Genomic DNA, 19768 nt, shown 5'->3' on the forward strand with positions numbered 1-19768 from the left:
ATGACCATCAGCGCCCTCGCCGGCAACCGGCTGGTCCTCGACCGTGCGGCCCGGGACCTGCTCGACCGGGTCGCCGCCGACCCGGCGGAGCCGCTGCTCGCCGCGGTGACCGGCCCCGACGGGCACGGCCGCAGCGCGTACCTCACCGAGCTGGCCCGGCTGCACCGGCGGGCCGGCGGCGCCGTGCAGGAGACCGCACCGGAGCGGGTCGACGCGGTCGACCCGGAGAGCGTCCTGCTCGTCGACGACGCGCACCTGCTCGACGACGCCCGGCTGCGGGTGCTGCGCGAGCTGGTGGACGGCCGGCGGCACCGGCTCGTCGTCGCGTACCGGCCGTGGCCACGGTCCACCCCGCTGGGCGACCTCGCCGACGCGGTGAAGCGGGAGGGACAGCTGATCCTGCTCACCCCGTTCGTCCGCGAACAGACCGCCGCGTACCTCGCCGCCGTGCCCGAACTCGGCCGACGCCCCGACCTGATCGATTTCGTGCACGGCCAGACCGCCGGGGTGCCCCGCGACGTGGAACGGCTGGCCCGGGCGCTGCGCGGGCAGGAGCCACGACCCGGTGCCCCGGCCGAGCCGCCCCGGCAGGCCGTCCTCGAGTTCGGCCCGGACCTCGACGACCTCTCCCCCGACGTCCGACGACTGCTGCTCGCCGTCGCCGCCGGCGTACCGCTGCCGGTCGACCTGCTCGGCGCGCTGCTCGGCCGCGAACCGGCCGAGGTGGACGCCCTCGTCGCCGCGACCCGCGCCGCCGGCCTGCTCGGCCCGGACGGGCGGCTCGCTCCGCTGGTCCGCCGGGCGGTGACCGCCCTGAGCCCGGCCGCCGAGCGCACCGCGGTCTGGCGTCGGCTCAGCGAGGTCCAGCTCGCCCGGGGCGGCTCGGTGTTACCGCTGGTCCGCGCGCTGCTCACCGCCGGCGTCGCCGCGGACTGCCCGGCCGGCACGCTGGAGGCCGCCGCCGAGGAGGCGCTCGCCACCGAACCGGCCCTCGCGGCGGAGCTCTTCGCGGCGGCATCGACCGCCGGCCGACCGGTCGCCGCCCGCCAGGCGGTCGCCGCGGCTCTCGCCGGCGACCTCGACGTCGCGCTACGCCTCGCCGACCGGCTGCTCGCCTCGGCCACCCCCACCGAGCGGGCCGAGGCGGCGCTGGTCGCCGCGACGGCGCTCGCCCATCGCGGTCAGGTCGGCCGCAGCGTGGAGCTGTACCGCTGGTCGGCCGCGGCCCCCGCCGCGGCGTTCGCCGCCATCGGCGCGCTCGCCGCCGGCGACCTCGCGGAGGCCGGCAGCGATCGGACGGGCGAGCGGAACGGGCCGCCGACGCTGCATGCGAGCGCCGCCCGGCTGATGGCCGAGGGCGTACGGGACAGCCTCGGCGGGACGCCCACGTCGGCGCTCTCCACCCTCGTCCAGGCGACGGCGCTGCTCGAACCGGACGGCCGGGCGGTGCTCCTGCCGGACAGCCCGGCCGCCCTCGCCGCCCTGACCGCCGTACACGCCGGTGAACTCGACATCGCGGAGCGGGTCCTCGACCGGGCGGCGGCCAGCGGCATCGGCGGCCCGCTGATGGCCCGCCGGCACCGGCTGCTCCAAGCCTGGATCCTGATGGTCCGGGGCCGCACCGCCGACGCCGCCAACCGGCTCGGCACGGTCACCGGCCGCGGCCGGCCGCTCGAATCGCGTGACCAGCTCTTCGCCACCGCCCTCGAGCTGGGCATCGCCCGGCGCAACAGCGACCTCGGCGCGCTCCAGCGCGGCTGGGGGCATGCCCTGGAGGCCGTCGTACGCCACCCGGTGGACCTGTTCACGCTCCTCCCCCTCGGCGAGCTGGCCATCGCCGCGGCCCGCCTGGGCGACCTGGACCGGCTGGCGCCGCACCTGCACCGCGCCCGGTCGCTGCTGGCCCGGCTCGATGACCCACCGCTGTGGAGCACGCCGCTGCACTGGAGCGGTCTGCACGCCGCGATCCTCTCCGACGAGCCGGCCGTCGCCGACGAGCACGTGGCCGCCCTGCTGACTGCCGCGCCGCACAGCCGGTACGCCACAGTGGTCGCCGCTGCCGCCGCCAGCTGGGTCGACGTGCTGCGCGGCGTGGTCGACCCGGCCCAGGTGGAAGCCGCGGCCCGCGGGCTGCACGACGCCGGACTCTGCTGGGACGGCGCCCGCCTCGCCGGCCAGGCCGCCATCCGCACCCCGGACCGGCGGGCGATGACCGCGCTCCTCGACTGCGCCCGGACGCTCCAGGGCCGCCCCACCGGTGCCCGCACGAGCCAGCCGACCACGGCCGACGGTGACGGGCAGGTCGCCGACGCCCTCGCCGCACCCGCGGCGCACCGGCTCAGCGACCGGGAACGGGAGGTGGCCGAACTGGTGCTCGCCGGGCTGACCTACCGGGAGATCGGCGACCGGCTCTTCATCTCGGCGAAGACCGTCGAGCACCATGTGGCCCGGATGCGGTCCCGGCTCAACTGCGCCAACCGGGCGGAGCTGCTGGCGCTGCTGCGCACCATCGTGGCGCAGCGACCGGACACGGCGGCCGGGCAGCCCTGGCCCGGACGGGCGGCCCGATGAGCGGGCCCGAGGCGACGACTGCGCAGCGGGCCCGGCGACTCTTCGCCGGCACGGCGGTCATGCTGATCGTGCTCTGGTCGTACGCCGCGTACCTGACCGGCCGGGACGCCGCCGACCTGTTCCGGGTCCAGGCATTGTCGGAGACCGTGGGCCAGCCCACCGACCGGCTGATCCGCGACCTGCAGACCGAACGACGTCACACCGCCGGCGCGATCGCGGGTGAGCCACGGGAGACGGACACCCTCGCCGACGCGCGCAGCGGCACCGACCGGAGCGTGGCCGCCCTCCGCGACGCCATCGGCGGCACCGACCTGCGGCTGCTCACCGCCGGCGCGGTACGCGACCGCGCCGACACGCTGCTGCGTCGGCTCGACGGGCTGACCGACCTGCGCGCCGAGGCGGACGCCGGCCACGCCGAGGCGGTCACCGGCTACGACCAGCTCATCGACCTGGCCTTCGCCGTCTACGGCCCCGAGTGGGGTGCGCGGGAGAGCGACCTCGCCGCCGAGACCCGGTCGGTCGTGGCGCTCGCCCGCACCCGTGAGCTGCTGGCCCGCGAGGACACCCTGCTCACCGCCGCGCTCACCGGCGGCCGGGTCACTCCCGACGACCGGCGCCGCCTCAACGAGCTGATCGACGTCCGGCGGTACGCGGGCGCCGAGGCCGTCGCCGGACTGCCCGGCAGCGACCAGGACGCCTACCTGGCCCTGACCCAGGGCCCCCGGTTCGCCGCGCTGCGCTCCCTCGAGGAACGGCTGCTGGACCCGGCCGGCGCCGGTCCGGAGCCCGGCGCGCAGGAGTGGCAGGAGGCGTCCGGGGCGGCGCTCGCCGCGCTGGACGACCTGGTCAGGTCCACCGCCCGGGAGAGCGTCCGGCGGGCCACCCCCGGCGCGGCCCTGCTGCTCGTGCGTACCGGGGCGGTGCTGGGTCTCGGCCTGATCGCGCTGGTCACCCTGGTGCTCGCCGGGGCTCGCGCGGTGCGCCGACCCCGGGCGACCACCCACCGCGCCGTCCACACCGGAGCCCCCGCGCCGGCCGGTGCGCCGCTCAAGCCACCGCCCGTCGACGAACGCACCCGGCCCCCCGCCGCCGGCCGCAACGGCGGCCCGTCCGGAGCCGCCGGCCGGGACGATCGCCTGCCCACCGGGCCGGGTCGCGGGGACGGCGCTCCGGTGGTCGCCCGCCGTGACGAGCAGGCCGTCGCCGCGGCCACCCGGGAGCTCTTCCTCCGCCTCACCCAGCGCAACCAGGTGCTGCTGCGCGAGCAACTCAACCTGCTCGACCTGATGGAGCGCCGCGAACACGACGCGGAGGAGACCGCCGAGCTGTTCCAACTCGACCACCTCGCCACCCGGCTGCGCCGCAACGTGGAGAAGCTGGTCACTCTCGCCGGGGCCAGACCGGCCCGGCGCTGGCGACGACCGGTGCCGCTGCTCGACGTGGCCCGCGGCGCCGTCGCCGAGGTCGCCGACTACCAACGCGTCCTGGTCGCCCCGCACTGGCCGTGGCACCTCGCCGGACCCGCGGTCACCGACGTCACCCACCTGCTCGCCGAACTCGTCGAGAACGCCCTGGTCTTCTCCTCGGCGGAGACCACGGTCCGGATGACCGGCGAGCAGCGGCCGGGCGGCTGTGCCGTCGTGGTCACCGACGACGGGCCCGGCCTCGATCCGGCCGGCCTCGCCGCGGCGAACCGAATGTTGACCGATCCGCCGATGGCGGGTCCCCCGTCCGGCCGCACCGGCCTGTACGCTGCTGCCCTGCTCGCTACCCGTTGCGGTGCCCGGGTCTCGCTGCAACCCGGTCCTCGTGGCGGAACGGCGGCGATCGTGCTGCTCCCGACCGCCCTGGTCACGCCGACGGGGCCGGACGGTGCGGCGCCCGGGCCGGGTGGCCCCCGGCCCGGCCCGTCGGCACGGCCACCGGCCGGGCCCGGCGGCGTCGGCGGCCTGCCGGTGCGGACCCGTCACCCCGGGTCCGGTCAGCCCACGCCGGTCAGGGCCGGCACAGACACGGTTGAGATACCGGCCCCCAGAGCAGCGAGAGGACGCTCATGACGCATTCAGTGGTCACCACCGACGGCCTGACCGAGGCCCTGAACGACTTGGTCGACCGGGTGCACGGCGCCGAGTTCGCGGTGGTGCTCTCGCCCGACGGGCTGCTGCTCGGCGCCAGCCGTGAGGTCCACGACGACCTGGCCGGTCAACTCTCCAGCCTGGTCGCCGGGCTGGAGGCGCTCGGTTCGGCCGCCACCCGGGTCTGCGTCGGCGGCGCCCTACGGCAGATCGTCGTGCAGATGGCCCGCGCCTTCCTCTTCGTCGCCACCACCCGCAACGGCGCCATCCTCACCGTCCGGATCGGCGCCGACGCCGAGGTCGGCGACATGGCGTACGAGGTGGCGCTCTTCGTGGGGCAGGCCGAGCAGCACCTGCCGGTGTACCTCGCACCGGCCTCCACCGTGACGGGCGGGGAGATCGGTGCAGCCGACCGGAGCGCCTGACGAGGCGTGGTACGACGACGACGCCGGACCTGTCGTCCGTCCGTACACCATGACCCGGGGCCGCGCCGCGCCCGAGCGGGGCCGATTCGACCTGATCACCCTGATCATCACTCGCGGTCCCGGCCCCGCGGCGGGACGCCTCTTCCCCGAACAGGCGGCGATCGTCGAGATGTGCCACCGGCCGCTGTCGGTGGCGGAGATCGGCGCGGAGCTCGACCTACCGGTCGGCACCGTCCGGGTGCTCCTCGGCGACCTGCTCGCGGCCGGGCTCATCGAGACACACGAACCGCCGACGCTCGCCGAGCTGCCCTCCGAGGACCTGCTCAGGGACCTGCTCGCCGGGCTCCGCGCGCTCTGAGCCGACGAACCACCGTGGCCGCCTCGCCGCGTCGAACCAGTTGAAGGGGGAAGTAGGCAGTGCCGGCATCACCGCCGCAGCCACGGCGAACCATAGCGATCATCGTGCTCGACCGGATCGTGGCCCTCGCCCGGTCCGTCGGGCGTACGGTCACCGGCCGGAGCACGGGGTCACGCGCCGCCTGGATCGCCGTCCTGGCCGTCCTGACGGTGCTGGCCGCCACGGCGGTCCCCGTCATCCTGATGCTGCGGGCACCGGAGCAGCTGGCCCCGGTGGCACTCGACCCACCACCCAGGACCGGTCCGGCGGCCCCCACCGAGCCCGGCACTCCGGGCGCGGAGGCGCGACCCGCCGCGTCCGCCCACCCCACAACCAGCCACCCGGCGGCGACGTCGAGCCCGAGCAGCGCGGCGCCGCCGTCCCGCGCGCCGGCGAGCGCGTCCGCCCCGGCGCCGACACCGCTGCGCGCCGAGCTCTCGATCGACGAGAGCGCGCTGCTCAGCTACCGCGCGGCGGTGACCATCAGCAACCCGGGGACGGCCCCCGCGCCGGACTGGACCCTGGTGGTCACGCTGCCCCGGGAGTCCCTCAAGCTCACGGCGGTCACCGGGGCCAGCGCCACCCGTGCCGGCGCCACCTGGACCCTGGTGCCGGCCGACGGCGGGCAGGTGCCGGGAAAGGGTTCGGTGCAGGTGACCTTCCGGGTGGCCGGCGCACTCGTCAGCGCGGCCCCGACGGCCTGCACCATCAACGGCGTGACCTGCACCGGCCTCCCCGACTGACCCCGCCTGCGGCCGTCGGCGGAGTGGCCGGCCGACCACGGCAGCAGCCATCGGCGGGTGGCCGACTGACCACGGCGGCGGCCGCCAGCAGCGTGGCCGACTGACCACGGCAGTGGCCGCCAGCGGGTGGCCGGCTCAGCGCGGCGTTGACGGTCGGCGGGGTGACCGTCGCGGACCGGCGCGGCCGGACCGGTCAGTCCCGGTGCGCGGCCGGCACCGCACACGCGGCGGTGCCGCCGGGCAGGCGGTGGCGGTTGCGCGCCACCCAGCGGTACGCGGGCCAGGCGGCGGCGCGCGCCGGTGGGAAGCGCAGGATCGCGCCCGGGATCCGCCAGAGTGGACCGCTGTCGCCGAGCAGCCGGGCGATGGCGTCCGGCCCGGCGGCGCGTACGCCGTCGACGCCCACCCACTGCACGGCCTGCTCGCACTCCGCCTCGGTCAGCCCGAGGGCGGCCAGGTCGGCGAACTGCCACGGCAGCACCCGGGCCGAGGTGGGGATGCGCCGCTCGATGAACTCGGCGCAGCGGGTGCAGAACGCGCAATCGCCGTCGTAGACGAACGTCGACCTCTCCATGCCTCCATCCTCCACCCGGAGGCCGTGGCGCGGCCGGCGAGGTGGCCGGGGACACGGCGTGCGGGCTTGCGCCGCGCTCGTACGTGTGTTCGAATAATGCCCATGCGCTGGGCCAACCTCGCCGCTCCCCCGGCCGAGGGGGCTCCCGAACGGGCAGCGCCAGCGACGCCACCCCTGCCGCTGGCGCTGCCCGGCGCAACCGTGCGCACCTTCGACACCCCCGGCTTCGCCGGCATGACGTTCTACGAGGTGCGGGCAAAGTCGATCATCAATCGGGTGCCGGGCGCCTCCCGCGTCCCGTTCGAGTGGACGATCAACCCCTACCGTGGATGCAGTCATGCTTGCAAATATTGCTTTGCGAGAAATACTCACACCTACCTCGACCTCGACGCCGGGGCGGACTTCGACCAGAAGGTGATCGTCAAGGTCAACGCCGGTGAGCTGGTCCGGCGGGAGCTGGCGGCGCCGCGCTGGCGGGGCGCGCACATCGCGATGGGCACGAACGTCGACTGCTACCAGCGCGCCGAGGGTCGCTACCAGCTGATGCCGCAGATCATCGCGGCGCTGCGCGACTTCGCCAACCCGTTCTCGATCCTCACCAAGGGCACGCTGCTCCTGCGCGACCTTCCGCTGCTCCGGCAGGCCGCCGAGGTCACCCGCGTCGGCGTCTCCTACTCGGTGGGCTTCGTCGACGAGCGGCTCTGGCGGGCCGTCGAGCCGGGCACCCCGAGCCCGCGCCGCAGGCTGGACGCCGTCCGGACGCTCACCGACGCCGGCTTCTCGGTGGGCGTACTGATGGCGCCGATCCTGCCCGGGCTCAGCGACGACGACGAGTCGATCGACGCCACGGTGGCGGCGGTCGCGGCGGCCGGGGCGACAAGCGTTTCGGCGATACCGCTGCATCTGCGCCCCGGTGCCCGCGAGTGGTACGCGAACTGGCTGGCCCGGGAGTTCCCGCACCTGGTGCCCCGCTACCGCGAGCTCTACCGGGCCAGGTCGTACGCTCCGCAGGCCTATCAGCGGGAGTTGACCGCGCGGGTGCGGATCGCGTCGCGCCGCCACGGTATGCATCGGGGCGAGCGGGGCGAGAGCCGCGATCTTCCGGAGCCGCCGTCGCCGCCCGCCGCCGAGCAGCTCACTCTGCTCTGACCGCGCACGCCGGTGGCGCCGTTCCGGAGCTACAGTCGCCGGGTGCGTACCGCTCAGCAGATCCTCGCCGACTCCGCCGTGATCGCCGTCGTGGGCGCGTCCCGCGATCCGCTCAAGGCGGCACACAGTGTGCCGCTGCAGATCCAGCGGCACGGCTGGCGGATCATTCCGGTCAACCCGAGCGCCGATGAGCTGTTCGGGGAGAAGGTGTACCGGACGCTCGCCGACATCCCGCACCCGGTGGACCTGGTGAACGTGTTCCGGCCCGCCGAGGACGCGGTCGACGTGGTCCGGCAGGCGGTGGCGATCGGTGCCCCGGCGGTGTGGTTGCAGCTCGGCATCGTGTCGCCGGAGGCGCGACGGATCGCCGAGGAGGCGGGCATCGAGTACGTCGAGGACCGCTGCCTCGCGGTGGAGCGCGCCGTAGGCGCCCTGACCCGCCGCCCCTAACCCTCGAACCCGACCCCCTCCCCACCCCCACTCAACCCGTTGATCATGAGGTTGGCGGCGTAGTCGATCTCCATTTCGCCCGCCAACCTCATGATCAACGGGGCTGCAGCCGAGGGATGCGATACAGCCGCATTGCGTCCGCGGGTCTGCGGTGGTTACATTGCAGTTGCAATGTAACCACTCAGGGGCGGAGCTACCCGGTGCGGGAGCGGAATCCGATCGCGTTGCTGCGAGCCGCGATCGTGTACGAGATCGGGATGTGGCGCAGCCTCTACCGCTGGCTGCTGCGCCGGCCGCCGACCCGGGAGCCCGGGGCGGAGGTCTTCAGCTACGTCGGCGTGGTGAAGCCGATCCTGATCGCCTTCATCGTCCTCTCGGCGGTCGAGATCCCGATCTTCGACGTGATCCTCGCCCACACCCTCCCGTCGGCGCGGAAGATCGTGCTGGTGCTCGGCATCTGGGGCCTGCTGTGGATGATCGGGCTCCTGGCCAGCCTGCGGATGCACCCGCACGTCGCCGAGGCGGCCGGGCTGCGCGTGCGCAACGGCTTCTCCGTCGACTTCCTGGTGCCGTGGACGGCGATCGCCACGGCCGGCGCCCGCTACCGCTCACTGCCCTCCAGCCGAGCCGTCCAGGTCGAGCGGGACGAGTCGGGAGCGATCCTGAGCGTCGCCGCCGCCAAGCAGACCAGCGTCGACCTGGTGCTGCGCGAGCCGATCTCCGTACGGCTGCCGAAGGGGCCGAGCGAGCCGGTGCGGGAGATCCGCCTGTACGCCGACGACCCCGCCGCCCTGATCAGCCACGCCCGCCGGCAGCTCGCCGCACACGCGCCCGGCGTCGGCGCCTGACCCGGGCCGGAACCACGCACGCGCCCGGCGCCTGACCTGGGCCGGAACGGTCAGAGCTTGTACTCCTTGAGCAGGCCGCGGGAGATGATCGTCTTCTGGATCTCCGAGGTGCCCTCGCCGATCAGCAGGAACGGCGCCTCCCGCATCAGCCGCTCGATCTCGTACTCCTTCGAGTAGCCGTAGCCGCCGTGGATGCGGAAGGCCTCCTGCACCACCTCGGCGCAGTACTCGGAGGCGAGCAGCTTGGCCATGCCGGCCTCGACGTCGTTGCGCTGGCCGGCGTCCTTGAGCCGGGCGGCGTTGACCATGAGGGCGTGCGCGGCCTCGATCTTCGTACCCATCTCGGCGAGTTTGAACGCGACGGCCTGGTGCTTGGCGAGGGGCTGACCGAAGGTGCGGCGCTGCTGGGCGTACGCGACGGCCAGCTCGAAGGCGCGGACGGAGATGCCGCAGGCGCGGGCGGCCACGTTCACCCGCCCGACCTCGATGCCGTCCATCATCTGGTAGAAGCCGCGGCCGACCTGCTCCTCGCCGCCGAGCACGGCCGAGGCGGGCACCCGGACCCCGTCGAGCACCATCTCCGTGGTCTCGACGCCCTTGTAGCCCATCTTCTCGATCCGGCCGGGGATGGTGAGGCCGGGTGCGGTCTCGCCGAAGCCGGGCTCCTTCTCCAGCAGGAAGGTGCTCATGTTGCCGTAGACCGAGTCGGCGCCGGTGTCGGTCTTGACCAGGGTGGCCACCACCGAGGAGTACGCCCCGTTGGTGAGCCACATCTTCTGACCGTTGAGCACGAATCGGTCGCCGTCGCGGACCGCCTTCGACTTGATCGCGGCGACGTCGGAGCCGCACTCCGGCTCCGACATCGAGAAGGCGCCGCGTACCTCGCCGGTGGCCATCCTCGGCAGCAGGCGGCTGCGCTGCTCGGCGGAGCCGTGCTGGGAGATCAGGTACGCCACGATGAAGTGGGTGTTGACGATGCCGGAGATCGACATCCAGCCCCGGGAGAGCTCCTCGACGACGAGGGCGTAGGTCAGCAGGGACTCGCCGAGCCCGCCGTACTCCTCGGCGATGGTGAGGCCGAAGAGCCCCATCTCCCGCATCCCGTCGAGGATGTCGGTCGGGTACTCGTCGGCGTGCTCCAGCCGCTGCGCATGCGGGATGATCTCCTTGTCGGCGAACTCGCGGACGGTCTCCAGGATGGATCGCTGCACATCGGTCAGGCCGGGCGTCTGGGCGAGTCGAGCCATCTCAGCCTCCGGGGATCAACGATTACTCGTAGGTAACCTAACGCTCGGTCAGTATCGGTCGCCTCGCACGGCTGGGCCAAGGTGACCAGTCCACACAACCGCTGTGAAAAGGTTCACCGCTCCGGTAGCGTCCGGCAAGAGGGCCATGACCCTGCGCCGGCACGGAGGAGGAGACCGTGACGAACCCGCCACCGTCCGACCCACCCGGTGGCGAGCAGCCGCCCTCCCCCTACGAGCCGCCACAGGACCAGCCGGGCTCCGCGCAGCCACCGGAGCGCTCGCCCTACGCACCCCCGGCCGACGAGGGCTCGCCGTTCGGCCCGCCACCGGAGCGCCCGCCGTACCTGCCGCCCGGCGACCAGCCGCCCACCCCACCCGCACCGGGCCAGCCGCCGTACGGTCAGCCGGGCGGCTACCCGCCGGGCCCGCAGTGGGGACAGCAGCCGTCGTACGCCCCGCAGCCGCCCTACGGGCAGTACGGTCCGCCACCCGCCGGCCCGGTCCGCACCAACGTGCTGGCGATCCTGTCGTTGATCTTCGCGTTCGTCTTCCCACCGGCCGGCATCGTCCTCGGCCACCTCGGGAAGCGGCAGCTGCGCACCAGCGGCGAGGAGGGCGACCAGCTCGCCACCTGGGGGCTGATCCTCAGCTACGTATTCACCGCCCTAGGGCTGCTCGCCTGCTGCGGCTGGCTCGCCGTGGTGATCCTCGCCGGCAACGACGGCGTCAACTACTGACCATCCGCCGACTCCAAGCCCGGGCTTGCCCCGCCCACGCCCCGCTCAGCGGAACTGGGCCTCCCGCACACTGTTGCCGCCGTCGACGACCAGCATCTGCCCGGTGATGTACGACGCGGCCGGCGAGCAGAGGAAGGCGATGGCCGCCGCCACCTCGTCCGGACTGCCGGGCCGCCCGACCGGCGTACCGAGGCCCTGTTTGATCTCGGCCATGGTGGACGCCGCCGTGTAGATCGTGCCAGGTGCCACCGCGTTCACGGTCACCCCGTCCGCGATCGCCTCCATGGCGAGGGCACGGGTCAGTCCGACCACTCCCGCCTTGGCCGCCGCATAGGCCGCCTCGGTGGGCAGTGCGTTGACCGGCCCGGCGGTGGCGGCCAGGTTGACGATGCGCCCCCAGCCGCGCTCGGACATCCCACCGATGAACGCCCGGCTGCACAGGAAGGCGGTCGTCAGGTTCCGGTCGATCTCACCACGCCACTCGTCGTAGCTGAGCTGGGCGACCGGGCGGAGCACCTCGGGGCTGGCCCGGCTCGCCAGGCCGGCGTTGTTGACCAGCACCTCGACGTCGCCGAGCTGCTCGGCGACCGCGTCGGCCAGCGCACCAACCTCGGACTCGTCGGTCAGGTCGGCGACGAACCCGGTGACGCCCAGCTCGCTCGCTCGCTCATGAATCCGGCGGGTGGTGGAGACGATGGCCACCCGAGCCCCCAGGTCGGTGAGGCGGCGGGCGGTCGCGTAACCGATGCCGTCCGGGCTGCCCGCCCCGGTGACCAGCGCGACCCGACCGTCGAGCCGCATCGTCGCCGGCTCCGGCAGTGCGGCCGGCGCGTCCTGATCGGGCGGGGTGTTCGGTGCCGCCGCACGGTTACGTCGCGCGAAGCTCGGACGGCTGGCGTCCCGTCTCGGTCGACTGCCGGAGCGGTCCGCGGCGCGCGCGTCGATTGCCATGCCTGGATCCTGCCCGTTCCGGCGGGCCCGAGCAACGAGGCACCCGGGTCCGAGGGTCATCGGGTTCGCCCGGTGCTGGATACCCTGGCGGCACACGCAGCCACTGGAGAGAACGCATGACCTATCCCCCACCGTCCGGTTGGAACGATCCGGCGGGAGCGGGCCAGCAGCCCGGTACGCCGGCTGATCCGACACTGCCGATGAGCGGCCCGCCGGTACCCGCCCAGCCCGGTCCGGTCGACCCGTACGCCCCGGTCAACCCGTACGCCGGGCAGCACCCGCCGGCCGCCGCCCCGTACGACCCGTACGCCCAGCAGCAGCCGCCCGCCGCCCCGTACGCGCAGCCCGGCCCGCCGCCGGGCTACCCGGGTTACGGCTATCCGCCCGCGCCCGCCACCAACGGGATGGCGGTCGCCGCGATGGTCGTCGGCATCACCGGAGTCATGGGCCTCTGCGGCTACGGCGTCGGCGGAATCATCGGCGTCGTCGGCGCGATCCTCGGTCACATCGCCAAGCGCCAGATCCGCGAGCGGGGCGAGAGCGGCGAGGGCATGGCGACCGCCGGCATCATCATGGGCTGGGTCTCCACGGGGATCGCGGTGCTCGCCACCATCGTCATCATCATCGCGATCGTCATCGCCGCCAACCAGAGCAGCTGACGTGGATCGTGCCGTCCGGGGCGTCCCGGACGGCACGACCGCCGCTCACTGCGAGGGCGGGGTGAACGAGGACGTGCGGGTCATCCCGGCGGCCCGCCCCTTGGCGGCGATGACCAGGGCCATCTTCCGGGACGCCTCGTCGATCATCTCGTCGCCGAGCAGCACCGCGCCGAGCCGGCCCCCCGCCTCCGAGGTGTAGTGCTCGTACGCGTCGAGGATCAGCTCGGCGTGGTCGTAGTCGGCCTGCGCCGGCGAGTAGACCTCGTTCGCCGCTTCGATCTGCGCCGGGTGCAGGACCCACTTGCCGTCGAAGCCGAGCGCGGCCGAACGCCGAGCCACCTCGCGGAACCCGTCGACGTCCCGGATCTGGAGGAACGGCCCGTCGATGGCCTGCTTGTCGTGCATCCGGGCAGCCATCAGGATCCGCATCAGGATGTAGTGGTAGGGGTCGCCGGGGTACTCCGGGATCAGCGCGCCGACGGTGAGCGACCTCATGTTGATCGAGGCCATGAAGTCGGCCGGACCGAAGATGATCGTCTCCACCCGCGGCGAGGCGGCGGCGATCTCGTCCACGTTGACCAGACCGGCGGCGTTCTCGATCTGCGCCTCGATACCGATCCGGCCGACCTCGAGGCCGAGGGTCCGCTCCAGCTGGGTGAGCGTCAGGTCCAGCCACTGCACCTGGCTCGCGTTCTGCACCTTCGGCAGCATGACGCAGTCCAGGTTGGCGCCCGCACCCTCGACCACGTCGATGACGTCCCGGTAGGTCCACGGGGTGGTGAGGTCGTTGACCCGTACCACCCGGGTCTTACCGGCCCAGTCGCCCTCGTTGAGCGCGGCCACGATGTTCTTGCGGGCGTCCGGCTTCGCCAGCGGCGCGACCGCGTCCTCCAGGTCGAGGAAGACCTGGTCGGCCGGGAGCCCCTGGGCCTTGCCGAGCATCTTGACGCTGGAACCCGGCACCGCGAGGCAGGACCTGCGGGGTCGACCGAGAGCGGCCATGGAGGGCTCCTTCCAGCGCGGCGTCCGCCGACGACGCCGGCGACTTAACGATCCCAAAGGGAGTTACGCCACGGTAACCTCACGCCATGACCGCGGTGAACGGAGCTGTGGAAGATCTCACTGGGCGTCGCCTGGTGGTGGTGACCGGCGCCAGCTCGGGCATCGGCCGGGCGGCCGCGGTCGACCTCGCGCGCCGGGGCGACCAGGTGGTACTGGTCGGGCGTGACCCGGCCCGGCTGCAGGCCGCCGGAAGTCAGGTCCGGGACGCGTCCGGGTTGGCGCCGGAGCTGTTCCGCGCCGACTTCGCGGTGCTCGACGACGTACGCCGGCTGGCCGAGAAGCTGCGGGCGGCGTACGACCGGATCGACGTGCTGGTGAACAACGCCGGAGCGATAGTGCTCCAACCGGTCACCACGGTCGACGGCTTCGAACTCTCCATCCAGGCCAACCATCTGGCGCCGTTCCTGCTCACCAACCTGCTGCGGGACCGGGTCGGCCGGATGGTGGTCACCGCCTCCGGCGCGCACCGCAGCGGCGCGCTGGACCCGGGCGACCTCAACCTTCCGCTGCGCCGCTACCGGGCCCTGACCGCGTACGGCACCAGCAAGCAGGCGAACATCCTCTTCACCGCCGAGGCGGCCCGGCGCTGGTCGGACGTCCACGCGCACTGCTTCCACCCGGGCGTGGTGCGCACCCGGTTCGGCAACGAGAGCCGTTTGGTCGCCGCCGGCATGCGCCTGCTGCCGTTCCGCAGCCCGGAGAAGGGCGCGGAGACGCTGCTCTGGCTGGTCAACTCCGATCCGGCCCGGCTGCGTAACGGCGCCTACTACTACAACCGCAGGCTGCGTCGTCCGCTGCGCAAGGCGGCCGACCCGCAGCTGGCCGACCGGCTCTGGACGGCCAGCGCCAAGGCCGTCGGCCTCGACGGCTGACCCGCAAAAGGGGTCTGCCTAGGGCACCCCATCGCTGCCATACTCCGCGCCATGACGACGGGGAACGACACCACCACCGGGCCGATCCTGCACGTTGCCGGCGAGGACGCCGAGCTGACCGAGCGCATCGACCGGGAGCTGACCGCGTTCAACAACGCCGCCACCGGCACCGACGACGAGGCGGGGCTCTCCGTCCGGGTCACCGACGCCGACGGCGGACTGATCGCCGGCCTGACCGGCTGGACCTGGGGCGGGCGGGCCGGCATCAACACCGTGTGGGTCCGGGCCGACCGGCGGCGCGACGGATGGGGTGGCCGGCTGCTGCGGGCGGCCGAGGAGGAGGCCCGGCGGCGGGGCTGCACCGAGATCTCCGTGTCGTCGTTCTCGTTCCAGGCGCCGGACTTCTACCGGCGGCACGGCTACACCGACACCGGCATCCGGGACGGAATCCCCGGCGGCCACGTCGACCACCACTTCTGGAAGTCGCTGGTCGCCGACCCGACCGGCACGGTGCGGCTGGTCGCGCTGGTCGAGCTCTCCGACGTCGAAGCCGGACAGCGGTACGAGGACGCCGTGCTCGCCCTGCTCGGTCGGCACGGCGGGCGGCTGGAGCGGCGGCTGCGCACCGACGACGGCCGCGAGGAGGTGCACGTCATCCGCTTCACCGCCCCGGAGGGTCTGGAGAGCTTCCTGGCCGACCCGGAGCGGCTCGCGCTGCGGGCCGGGCTCGGCGACTCCGCCCCGATCACCCGGGTGCTCCCGGTCCACGACGTGTGACCGCCCGCGGTGGGCGCGCCCCGGTGCGCCGGCCACGCCAGTGGCGGAGCAGGGCGAGTAGCGGAACGGCCAGCGCCGCCGCGCCGAGCAGCCAGAGCGCGACGAGCCAGAACGGCGGCGGGCCGTAGTCGGGGCGGCCGGACGGGCGTACGTCGCCGTCGACCGCGAGGTCGGCGGCGACCGCCAGCTCGGTGATCCCGGCCGGGGTGCGCAGCAGCACCTCGGGGGCCGGCGCACCCCGGCGGAGCAGCACCAGTTCGACCGCTTCGGTGCCCAGCTCGTGGTAGGGGCCCCACGCGATGTCGTGCTCCTCCGGCCGGTCCACCGCCTCCGGGCCGGGTACGCCCACCAACGCCACCGCCTCGTCCGCCGAGCGCCAGCCGAGCACCTGCACGTACGAGCGGGAACGCAGCTCGGGGAAGGCGGCGGCGGGCCGCGCCACCGCGTCGGTGACGGCGCGGGTCGCCAACCGCCAGGTGCGCGGGTACGACGGCATCGGGCAGTCGGTGCACGTCGACCGCTCCAGGACGGCCACCGACCGCCCGTCCGGCGGCCACGACCCGGCCCCGGCGAGCCGGCCCCCGGTCAGCGGCAGTCTCCGGTACGGCTCGGCGCTGCGATCGGCGCCCGCGTCGGCGACCCGGGTCAGCCACACCTCGTCCCGGACCTGGAGGGCCAGCTCACCGCCGTCGGGTGAAAGGGCGGCCGTGCGCCCTGGCGGGATCCAGGCGCTGCCCACCCGGACCCGCAGCACCTCGGCCCGGCTGCTGCGGTCGTAGACCCCGACGTACGGGGTGGCGTAGGTGTTCGGCGGGGTGAACGTGCCGTCGGCGGCGTAGACGAGCCGGGTTCCGTCCGGCGCGAAGGCAAGCGGCTGGCCGATCGGCGCGCCCGGAACAGTGCTGCCGGTGGTCAGGTCGTACAGCCTTCCCCGCTCCCACGCGTACCGGCCGTCCGGGGAGAGCAGCGCCTCGAACCCGGGCACGTTGGTGCCGGCGTCCAGCACCCGGTACCGGTCCGCGTCGGCGGCCAGCACCCCCATCCGGTTCTCGAACCAGTCGGTGCGCACCGCCGGGCCGCCGAAGAGCAGCGCCGCCGCGCCCGGCGCCGATTCCCGCACCGACGCCGTACGCAGCGGTGGAACGACCAGCCGGGTGGGGAGCCCCGGCTCGTCCACCCGGGGGGTCGCGGGTGCCGGCAGGGCGACCGGGCGCAGCGCGTACCCGGTGCCGGCCAGCAGGACCAGGACGACGACGACGGCGGCCACGACCGTCCGGCGACGACGGTGCCGGGTCCGCGCCGCGTCGAAGAGCTCCTCCGGTACGGAGGTGGCGGGCACCTCGTCGGCCAGGTGACGCAGCGCCTGGGTGAGCCGGGTGGTCATCGCGACACCTCCTCGGGGGCCCGGCCGACCAGTTCGGCGAGTTCGGGGGCGAGGACGCGCAGCCGGGCGAGCGCGTGCCGGGTCTGGCTCTTGACCGTGCCGAGCCGGCAGCCGAGCAGCACGGCGGTCTCCGACTCGGAGCGGTCCTCGTAGTACCGCAGCACCAGCACGGCGCGTTGCCGGGCGGTCAGCCGGCCGAGCGCCGCCCGCAGGGTCAGCCGCAGGTCCGGGTCCTCGACCGGTCCGGTCGTACGCTCCGGCACCGCCCCGCCGAGCTGCTCAGGTGGGCGGACCCGCCGCCATCGCCACCAGCTCGCCGCCTGGGTGCAGAGCGTCCGGCGCACGTACGCGGCCGGGTCGTCGACCCGTTCCCAGTGCACCGCCACCCGGGCCAGGGCCGTCTGGACCAGGTCCTCGGCGTGGTGCCGGTCGCCGGTGAGCAGGTACGCGAACCTGGTCAGCGCGGCGTTCTCGGCCCGCACGAAGTCGGCGAAGCCGGCCCGGGCTCGCTCCTCAGTCGTCAACTCGCCCTCCTCACCCGGACAGACGCCGGGCGAGCGCGCTGTGGAGGGAACCGTATCGAAGATCCGTCGTGAACCCTCCGTGGCCGTTCTGCTGATAACCGGGTGAACCCTCAGCGCCCACGAAAGGTCGCGTATGCATCGGACAGGGCAAGGCGGGATCGTCGTCGACATGGAGGACGACTCGACAGTCATCGAGAGGTCGGCGCGGGATCCGGACTGCTTCGCCGTCATCTTCGACCGGCACGCCTCCCACATCCATCGGTATCTGGCCCGCCGGCTGGGCCGGGAGACGGCCGACGACCTGGTGGCGGAGACGTTCCTCACCGCGTTCCGCAAACGGGGGCAGTACGACCCGCAGCGACCCGACGCCCGGCCGTGGTTGTACGGGATCGCGACCAACCTCGTCGGTCAACACCGGCGGGCCGAGCTGCGCGAGTACCGCCTCCGGCAGGCCCTCGCCGCGGATCGGGGCGAGGACTTCCCCGCCGACCGGATCGACGCCGATGTGACGGCCCGGTCGCTTCGCCGGTTGCTGACCGGGGCGTTGGCCGAGCTCTCCCCCGGCGATCGGGATGTCCTGCTCCTGATCGCGTGGGAGGAGCTGACCTACGAGCAGGTGGCGGCGGCCCTGACGATCCCGGTCGGCACCGTCCGCTCCCGACTGAACCGGGCCCGTCGCAAGGTCCGCCGGGCGCTGGGCGAAACCGACCCCAGCACGACTTTCGAGGAGAGGCTCAGCAATGGATGACCTGCGAATGGTCCGGGAGTTGGACGGGAACGCCCCGCTCCTGAAGACCGATGATCTCGCGCCCGCCCGTGGTCGGCTCCTCGCCGGGATGGGCGCGGAGCAGCACGGCGGCGAACCCGCGGCGCGTCCGGTACGGCGTACCCGGCGGGTGCGACGTCTCCTGCTGGCCGGCTGGGCGACGGCCGGCGTCGCGGCGGCGGTCGCCGCGGTGCTCGTGCTCGCCCCCGACCGGATCGGCGGTCAGGTCCCGGCCGCCCACGCGGAGGCGGCGCAGGTCCTGCACGGCGCGGCGGCGGCAGCGCTCCGGCTGCCGGACGTCGAGCCGCGCCCCGACCAGTTCGTCTACACGAAGACCCGCTCCGGCGACTCGACGGACGAGTCCTGGCTGTCGGTCGACGGCACACACGACGGGCTGCTCCGGCAGACGCCCGCGACCGACGTCGAGAACATGCCAGTGCCGGGTTGCCGCGACGGGCGGGCGGCCGCGACGAAGGGTGGCCGGTTGGACCCACGGCGGACCGAGCCGTGCACGCCGAGCCCGGCCTACCTGCCCGACCTGCCGACCGACCCGGACGCAATGCTCGACCACCTCAACGCGAACTACCGGGGCGAGCCGGGCGATTCGAACGCCCTGGGCAAGGACGTGCACGACCTCCTCGCGTCGAAGTACCTCCGCCCCCAGGTGCGGGCCGCGCTCTTCGAGGCGGCCGCGCGAATCCCCGGACTCACGGTCGTACCGGACGTCGCAGACGGTGCGGGGCGGCCCGGCATCGGGATCGCCTGGTCGCACGAGGGCAAATCCGGGGTGCTCGTCTTCGACGAGGAGAGCCACACCTTCCTCGGCACGGCCGGCACCTCGGCCATCCTGGAGGTCGCCGTCGTGGACGAGGTGGGCCGGCGCCCCTGACCACGTCCGCGACGGACGCCTGATCGGTATCCCGGTTGAACGGGTGCGCCTCCGCTGCGGCGCACCCGGTCAGCTACGGCCCGGACCTGATGGTCCGGGCCGTAGTTCTGCGTTCAGGGCTGCTCGTCGGAGCCTGTTCCCCGCGCCTGGTACGGGCGGTACTCGGCGATCCACGCTTCCACCGCTGCGCGGTCCCAGACGCGCACCTTGCCGCTCGCCACCGTGTCGACGGGGGCCGGGAAGCTGGCGCGGTTCGTGATCTCGGTGGTCCTGGTGCGCGACACACCACCGAGCATTTCGGCGATATCGGAGAGCGCCACGAGTCTCACGCCCTGACCGTATGTACGTGCAACCTGCACACGTTGCCACTTGCAAGCTTGACAGTGCTAACGTTGCAAGTGAGGCTGGAGCGGCTACATCCGGTGAGCGGTCCGGCTGCCTGAACGGGGTTCGGTGGCCGGGCCTGCCCGTCTTGCGGAGGTCCGATGATCGAGCGGGAGCTGTCCCGGGCGCAGTGGCTGCCGCTGCTGGCCAAGGGGATCATCCGGGAGCACCACGCCCACGGTGCGTGCCGGCGGTGCGGCGACGACGGGTGCGCGAACCTGACGTGGGCGCGCGACGTGCTCAAGGTGCTCCGCCGGGCCGGCAACCGGCCGGACCGGTACTGA

The 19768-nt window shown here is 73.8% G+C and carries 22 protein-coding genes; 15 read left to right on the forward strand and 7 right to left on the reverse strand.

Annotated features, from left to right (window positions below; genetic code table 11):
• The 5 genes from D7147_RS01840 (at position 1) to D7147_RS01860 (ending at position 6211) form a co-directional block, all read left to right on the forward strand.
• On the forward strand, positions 1–2571 hold the full coding sequence (locus D7147_RS01840; RefSeq protein WP_120673482.1) for a helix-turn-helix transcriptional regulator: 2571 nt from the start codon (positions 1–3) through the stop codon (positions 2569–2571).
• Positions 2568–4628 (forward strand): nitrate- and nitrite sensing domain-containing protein, encoded by a 2061-nt coding sequence (locus D7147_RS01845; RefSeq protein ID WP_120673483.1) that lies wholly within the window; start codon positions 2568–2570, stop codon positions 4626–4628. The genes D7147_RS01840 and D7147_RS01845 overlap by 4 nt, the downstream gene beginning before the upstream one ends.
• Entirely contained in the window at positions 4625–5071 is a 447-nt protein-coding gene (locus D7147_RS01850; protein WP_120673484.1) for a roadblock/LC7 domain-containing protein, read from the forward strand. The genes D7147_RS01845 and D7147_RS01850 overlap by 4 nt, the downstream gene beginning before the upstream one ends.
• Positions 5049–5429, forward strand: coding sequence for a DUF742 domain-containing protein (locus D7147_RS01855; RefSeq protein ID WP_120673485.1), 381 nt, complete (start codon positions 5049–5051; stop codon positions 5427–5429). The genes D7147_RS01850 and D7147_RS01855 overlap by 23 nt, the downstream gene beginning before the upstream one ends.
• A 104-nt stretch (positions 5430–5533) precedes the next feature.
• The gene (locus D7147_RS01860) at positions 5534–6211 is read left to right on the forward strand and encodes a cellulose binding domain-containing protein (RefSeq protein ID WP_120673486.1); all 678 of its coding nucleotides are present in this window, start codon (positions 5534–5536) and stop codon (positions 6209–6211) included.
• Between the two features lie 193 nt (positions 6212–6404).
• Here D7147_RS01860 and D7147_RS01865 read toward each other — a convergent pair whose 3' ends face one another.
• The gene (locus D7147_RS01865) at positions 6405–6785 is read right to left on the reverse strand and encodes a thiol-disulfide oxidoreductase DCC family protein (protein ID WP_120673487.1); all 381 of its coding nucleotides are present in this window, start codon (positions 6783–6785) and stop codon (positions 6405–6407) included.
• Between the two features lie 102 nt (positions 6786–6887).
• Here D7147_RS01865 and D7147_RS01870 point away from each other — a divergent pair, with 102 nt between their 5' ends.
• The 3 genes from D7147_RS01870 to D7147_RS01880 all read left to right on the forward strand — a co-directional run bounded on the left by D7147_RS01870 (position 6888) and on the right by D7147_RS01880 (position 9232).
• Complete coding sequence (locus D7147_RS01870) at positions 6888–7934, forward strand: Rv2578c family radical SAM protein (RefSeq protein WP_120673488.1); 1047 nt, start codon at positions 6888–6890, stop codon at positions 7932–7934.
• Positions 7935–7976: 42 nt separating this feature from the next.
• Complete coding sequence (locus D7147_RS01875; protein WP_120673944.1) at positions 7977–8384, forward strand: CoA-binding protein; 408 nt, start codon at positions 7977–7979, stop codon at positions 8382–8384.
• Positions 8385–8584: 200 nt separating this feature from the next.
• Positions 8585–9232, forward strand: coding sequence for a hypothetical protein (locus tag D7147_RS01880; protein ID WP_233562871.1), 648 nt, complete (start codon positions 8585–8587; stop codon positions 9230–9232).
• Positions 9233–9282: 50 nt separating this feature from the next.
• On the opposite strand, the gene D7147_RS01885 is transcribed toward D7147_RS01880, so the two are convergent.
• Positions 9283–10479, reverse strand: coding sequence for an acyl-CoA dehydrogenase family protein (locus D7147_RS01885; RefSeq protein WP_120673489.1), 1197 nt, complete (start codon positions 10477–10479; stop codon positions 9283–9285).
• 176 nt (positions 10480–10655) lie between these two features.
• On the opposite strand from D7147_RS01885, the gene D7147_RS01890 reads away from it, so the two are divergent.
• Positions 10656–11216 carry a DUF4190 domain-containing protein gene (locus D7147_RS01890; RefSeq protein WP_120673490.1) on the forward strand — a complete coding sequence of 187 codons (561 nt, stop codon included), beginning with the start codon at positions 10656–10658 and terminating at the stop codon, positions 11214–11216.
• Between the two features lie 45 nt (positions 11217–11261).
• Here D7147_RS01890 and D7147_RS01895 read toward each other — a convergent pair whose 3' ends face one another.
• Positions 11262–12167, reverse strand: coding sequence for an SDR family NAD(P)-dependent oxidoreductase (locus tag D7147_RS01895; RefSeq protein ID WP_120673491.1), 906 nt, complete (start codon positions 12165–12167; stop codon positions 11262–11264).
• 116 nt (positions 12168–12283) lie between these two features.
• Between D7147_RS01895 and D7147_RS01900 the strand changes: the two genes are divergently transcribed.
• Positions 12284–12826, forward strand: a complete 543-nt coding sequence (locus D7147_RS01900) for a DUF4190 domain-containing protein (RefSeq protein WP_120673492.1) — start codon at positions 12284–12286, stop codon at positions 12824–12826.
• Positions 12827–12871: 45 nt separating this feature from the next.
• On the opposite strand, the gene D7147_RS01905 is transcribed toward D7147_RS01900, so the two are convergent.
• The gene (locus tag D7147_RS01905; protein WP_120673493.1) at positions 12872–13828 is read right to left on the reverse strand and encodes an HpcH/HpaI aldolase/citrate lyase family protein; all 957 of its coding nucleotides are present in this window, start codon (positions 13826–13828) and stop codon (positions 12872–12874) included.
• A gap of 107 nt (positions 13829–13935) precedes the next feature.
• Between D7147_RS01905 and D7147_RS01910 the strand changes: the two genes are divergently transcribed.
• The gene (locus D7147_RS01910; RefSeq protein WP_120673946.1) at positions 13936–14760 is read left to right on the forward strand and encodes an SDR family NAD(P)-dependent oxidoreductase; all 825 of its coding nucleotides are present in this window, start codon (positions 13936–13938) and stop codon (positions 14758–14760) included.
• A gap of 51 nt (positions 14761–14811) precedes the next feature.
• Positions 14812–15537 carry a GNAT family N-acetyltransferase gene (locus tag D7147_RS01915; RefSeq protein ID WP_120673494.1) on the forward strand — a complete coding sequence of 242 codons (726 nt, stop codon included), beginning with the start codon at positions 14812–14814 and terminating at the stop codon, positions 15535–15537.
• On the opposite strand, the gene D7147_RS01920 is transcribed toward D7147_RS01915, so the two are convergent.
• Together D7147_RS01920 and D7147_RS01925 are read right to left on the reverse strand one after the other, a co-directional pair.
• Positions 15506–16921 (reverse strand): hypothetical protein, encoded by a 1416-nt coding sequence (locus D7147_RS01920; protein WP_120673495.1) that lies wholly within the window; start codon positions 16919–16921, stop codon positions 15506–15508. The genes D7147_RS01915 and D7147_RS01920 overlap by 32 nt on opposite strands.
• Entirely contained in the window at positions 16918–17445 is a 528-nt protein-coding gene (locus D7147_RS01925) for a SigE family RNA polymerase sigma factor (RefSeq protein ID WP_233562872.1), read from the reverse strand. Before D7147_RS01925 ends, D7147_RS01920 begins: the two co-directional genes overlap by 4 nt.
• A 169-nt stretch (positions 17446–17614) precedes the next feature.
• On the opposite strand from D7147_RS01925, the gene D7147_RS01930 reads away from it, so the two are divergent.
• Together D7147_RS01930 and D7147_RS01935 are read left to right on the forward strand one after the other, a co-directional pair.
• Complete coding sequence (locus tag D7147_RS01930) at positions 17615–18193, forward strand: RNA polymerase sigma factor (protein ID WP_233562873.1); 579 nt, start codon at positions 17615–17617, stop codon at positions 18191–18193.
• The gene (locus D7147_RS01935; RefSeq protein ID WP_147437318.1) at positions 18186–19100 is read left to right on the forward strand and encodes a CU044_5270 family protein; all 915 of its coding nucleotides are present in this window, start codon (positions 18186–18188) and stop codon (positions 19098–19100) included. The genes D7147_RS01930 and D7147_RS01935 overlap by 8 nt, the downstream gene beginning before the upstream one ends.
• 113 nt (positions 19101–19213) lie before the next feature.
• On the opposite strand, the gene D7147_RS01940 is transcribed toward D7147_RS01935, so the two are convergent.
• Positions 19214–19429, reverse strand: a complete 216-nt coding sequence (locus tag D7147_RS01940) for a hypothetical protein (protein ID WP_120673498.1) — start codon at positions 19427–19429, stop codon at positions 19214–19216.
• A gap of 156 nt (positions 19430–19585) precedes the next feature.
• Here D7147_RS01940 and D7147_RS01945 point away from each other — a divergent pair, with 156 nt between their 5' ends.
• Positions 19586–19768, forward strand: coding sequence for a hypothetical protein (locus tag D7147_RS01945; protein WP_120673499.1), 183 nt, complete (start codon positions 19586–19588; stop codon positions 19766–19768).

This window comes from Micromonospora musae (assembly GCF_003626545.1).
Classification (GTDB): Bacteria; Actinomycetota; Actinomycetes; order Mycobacteriales; family Micromonosporaceae; genus Micromonospora; species Micromonospora musae.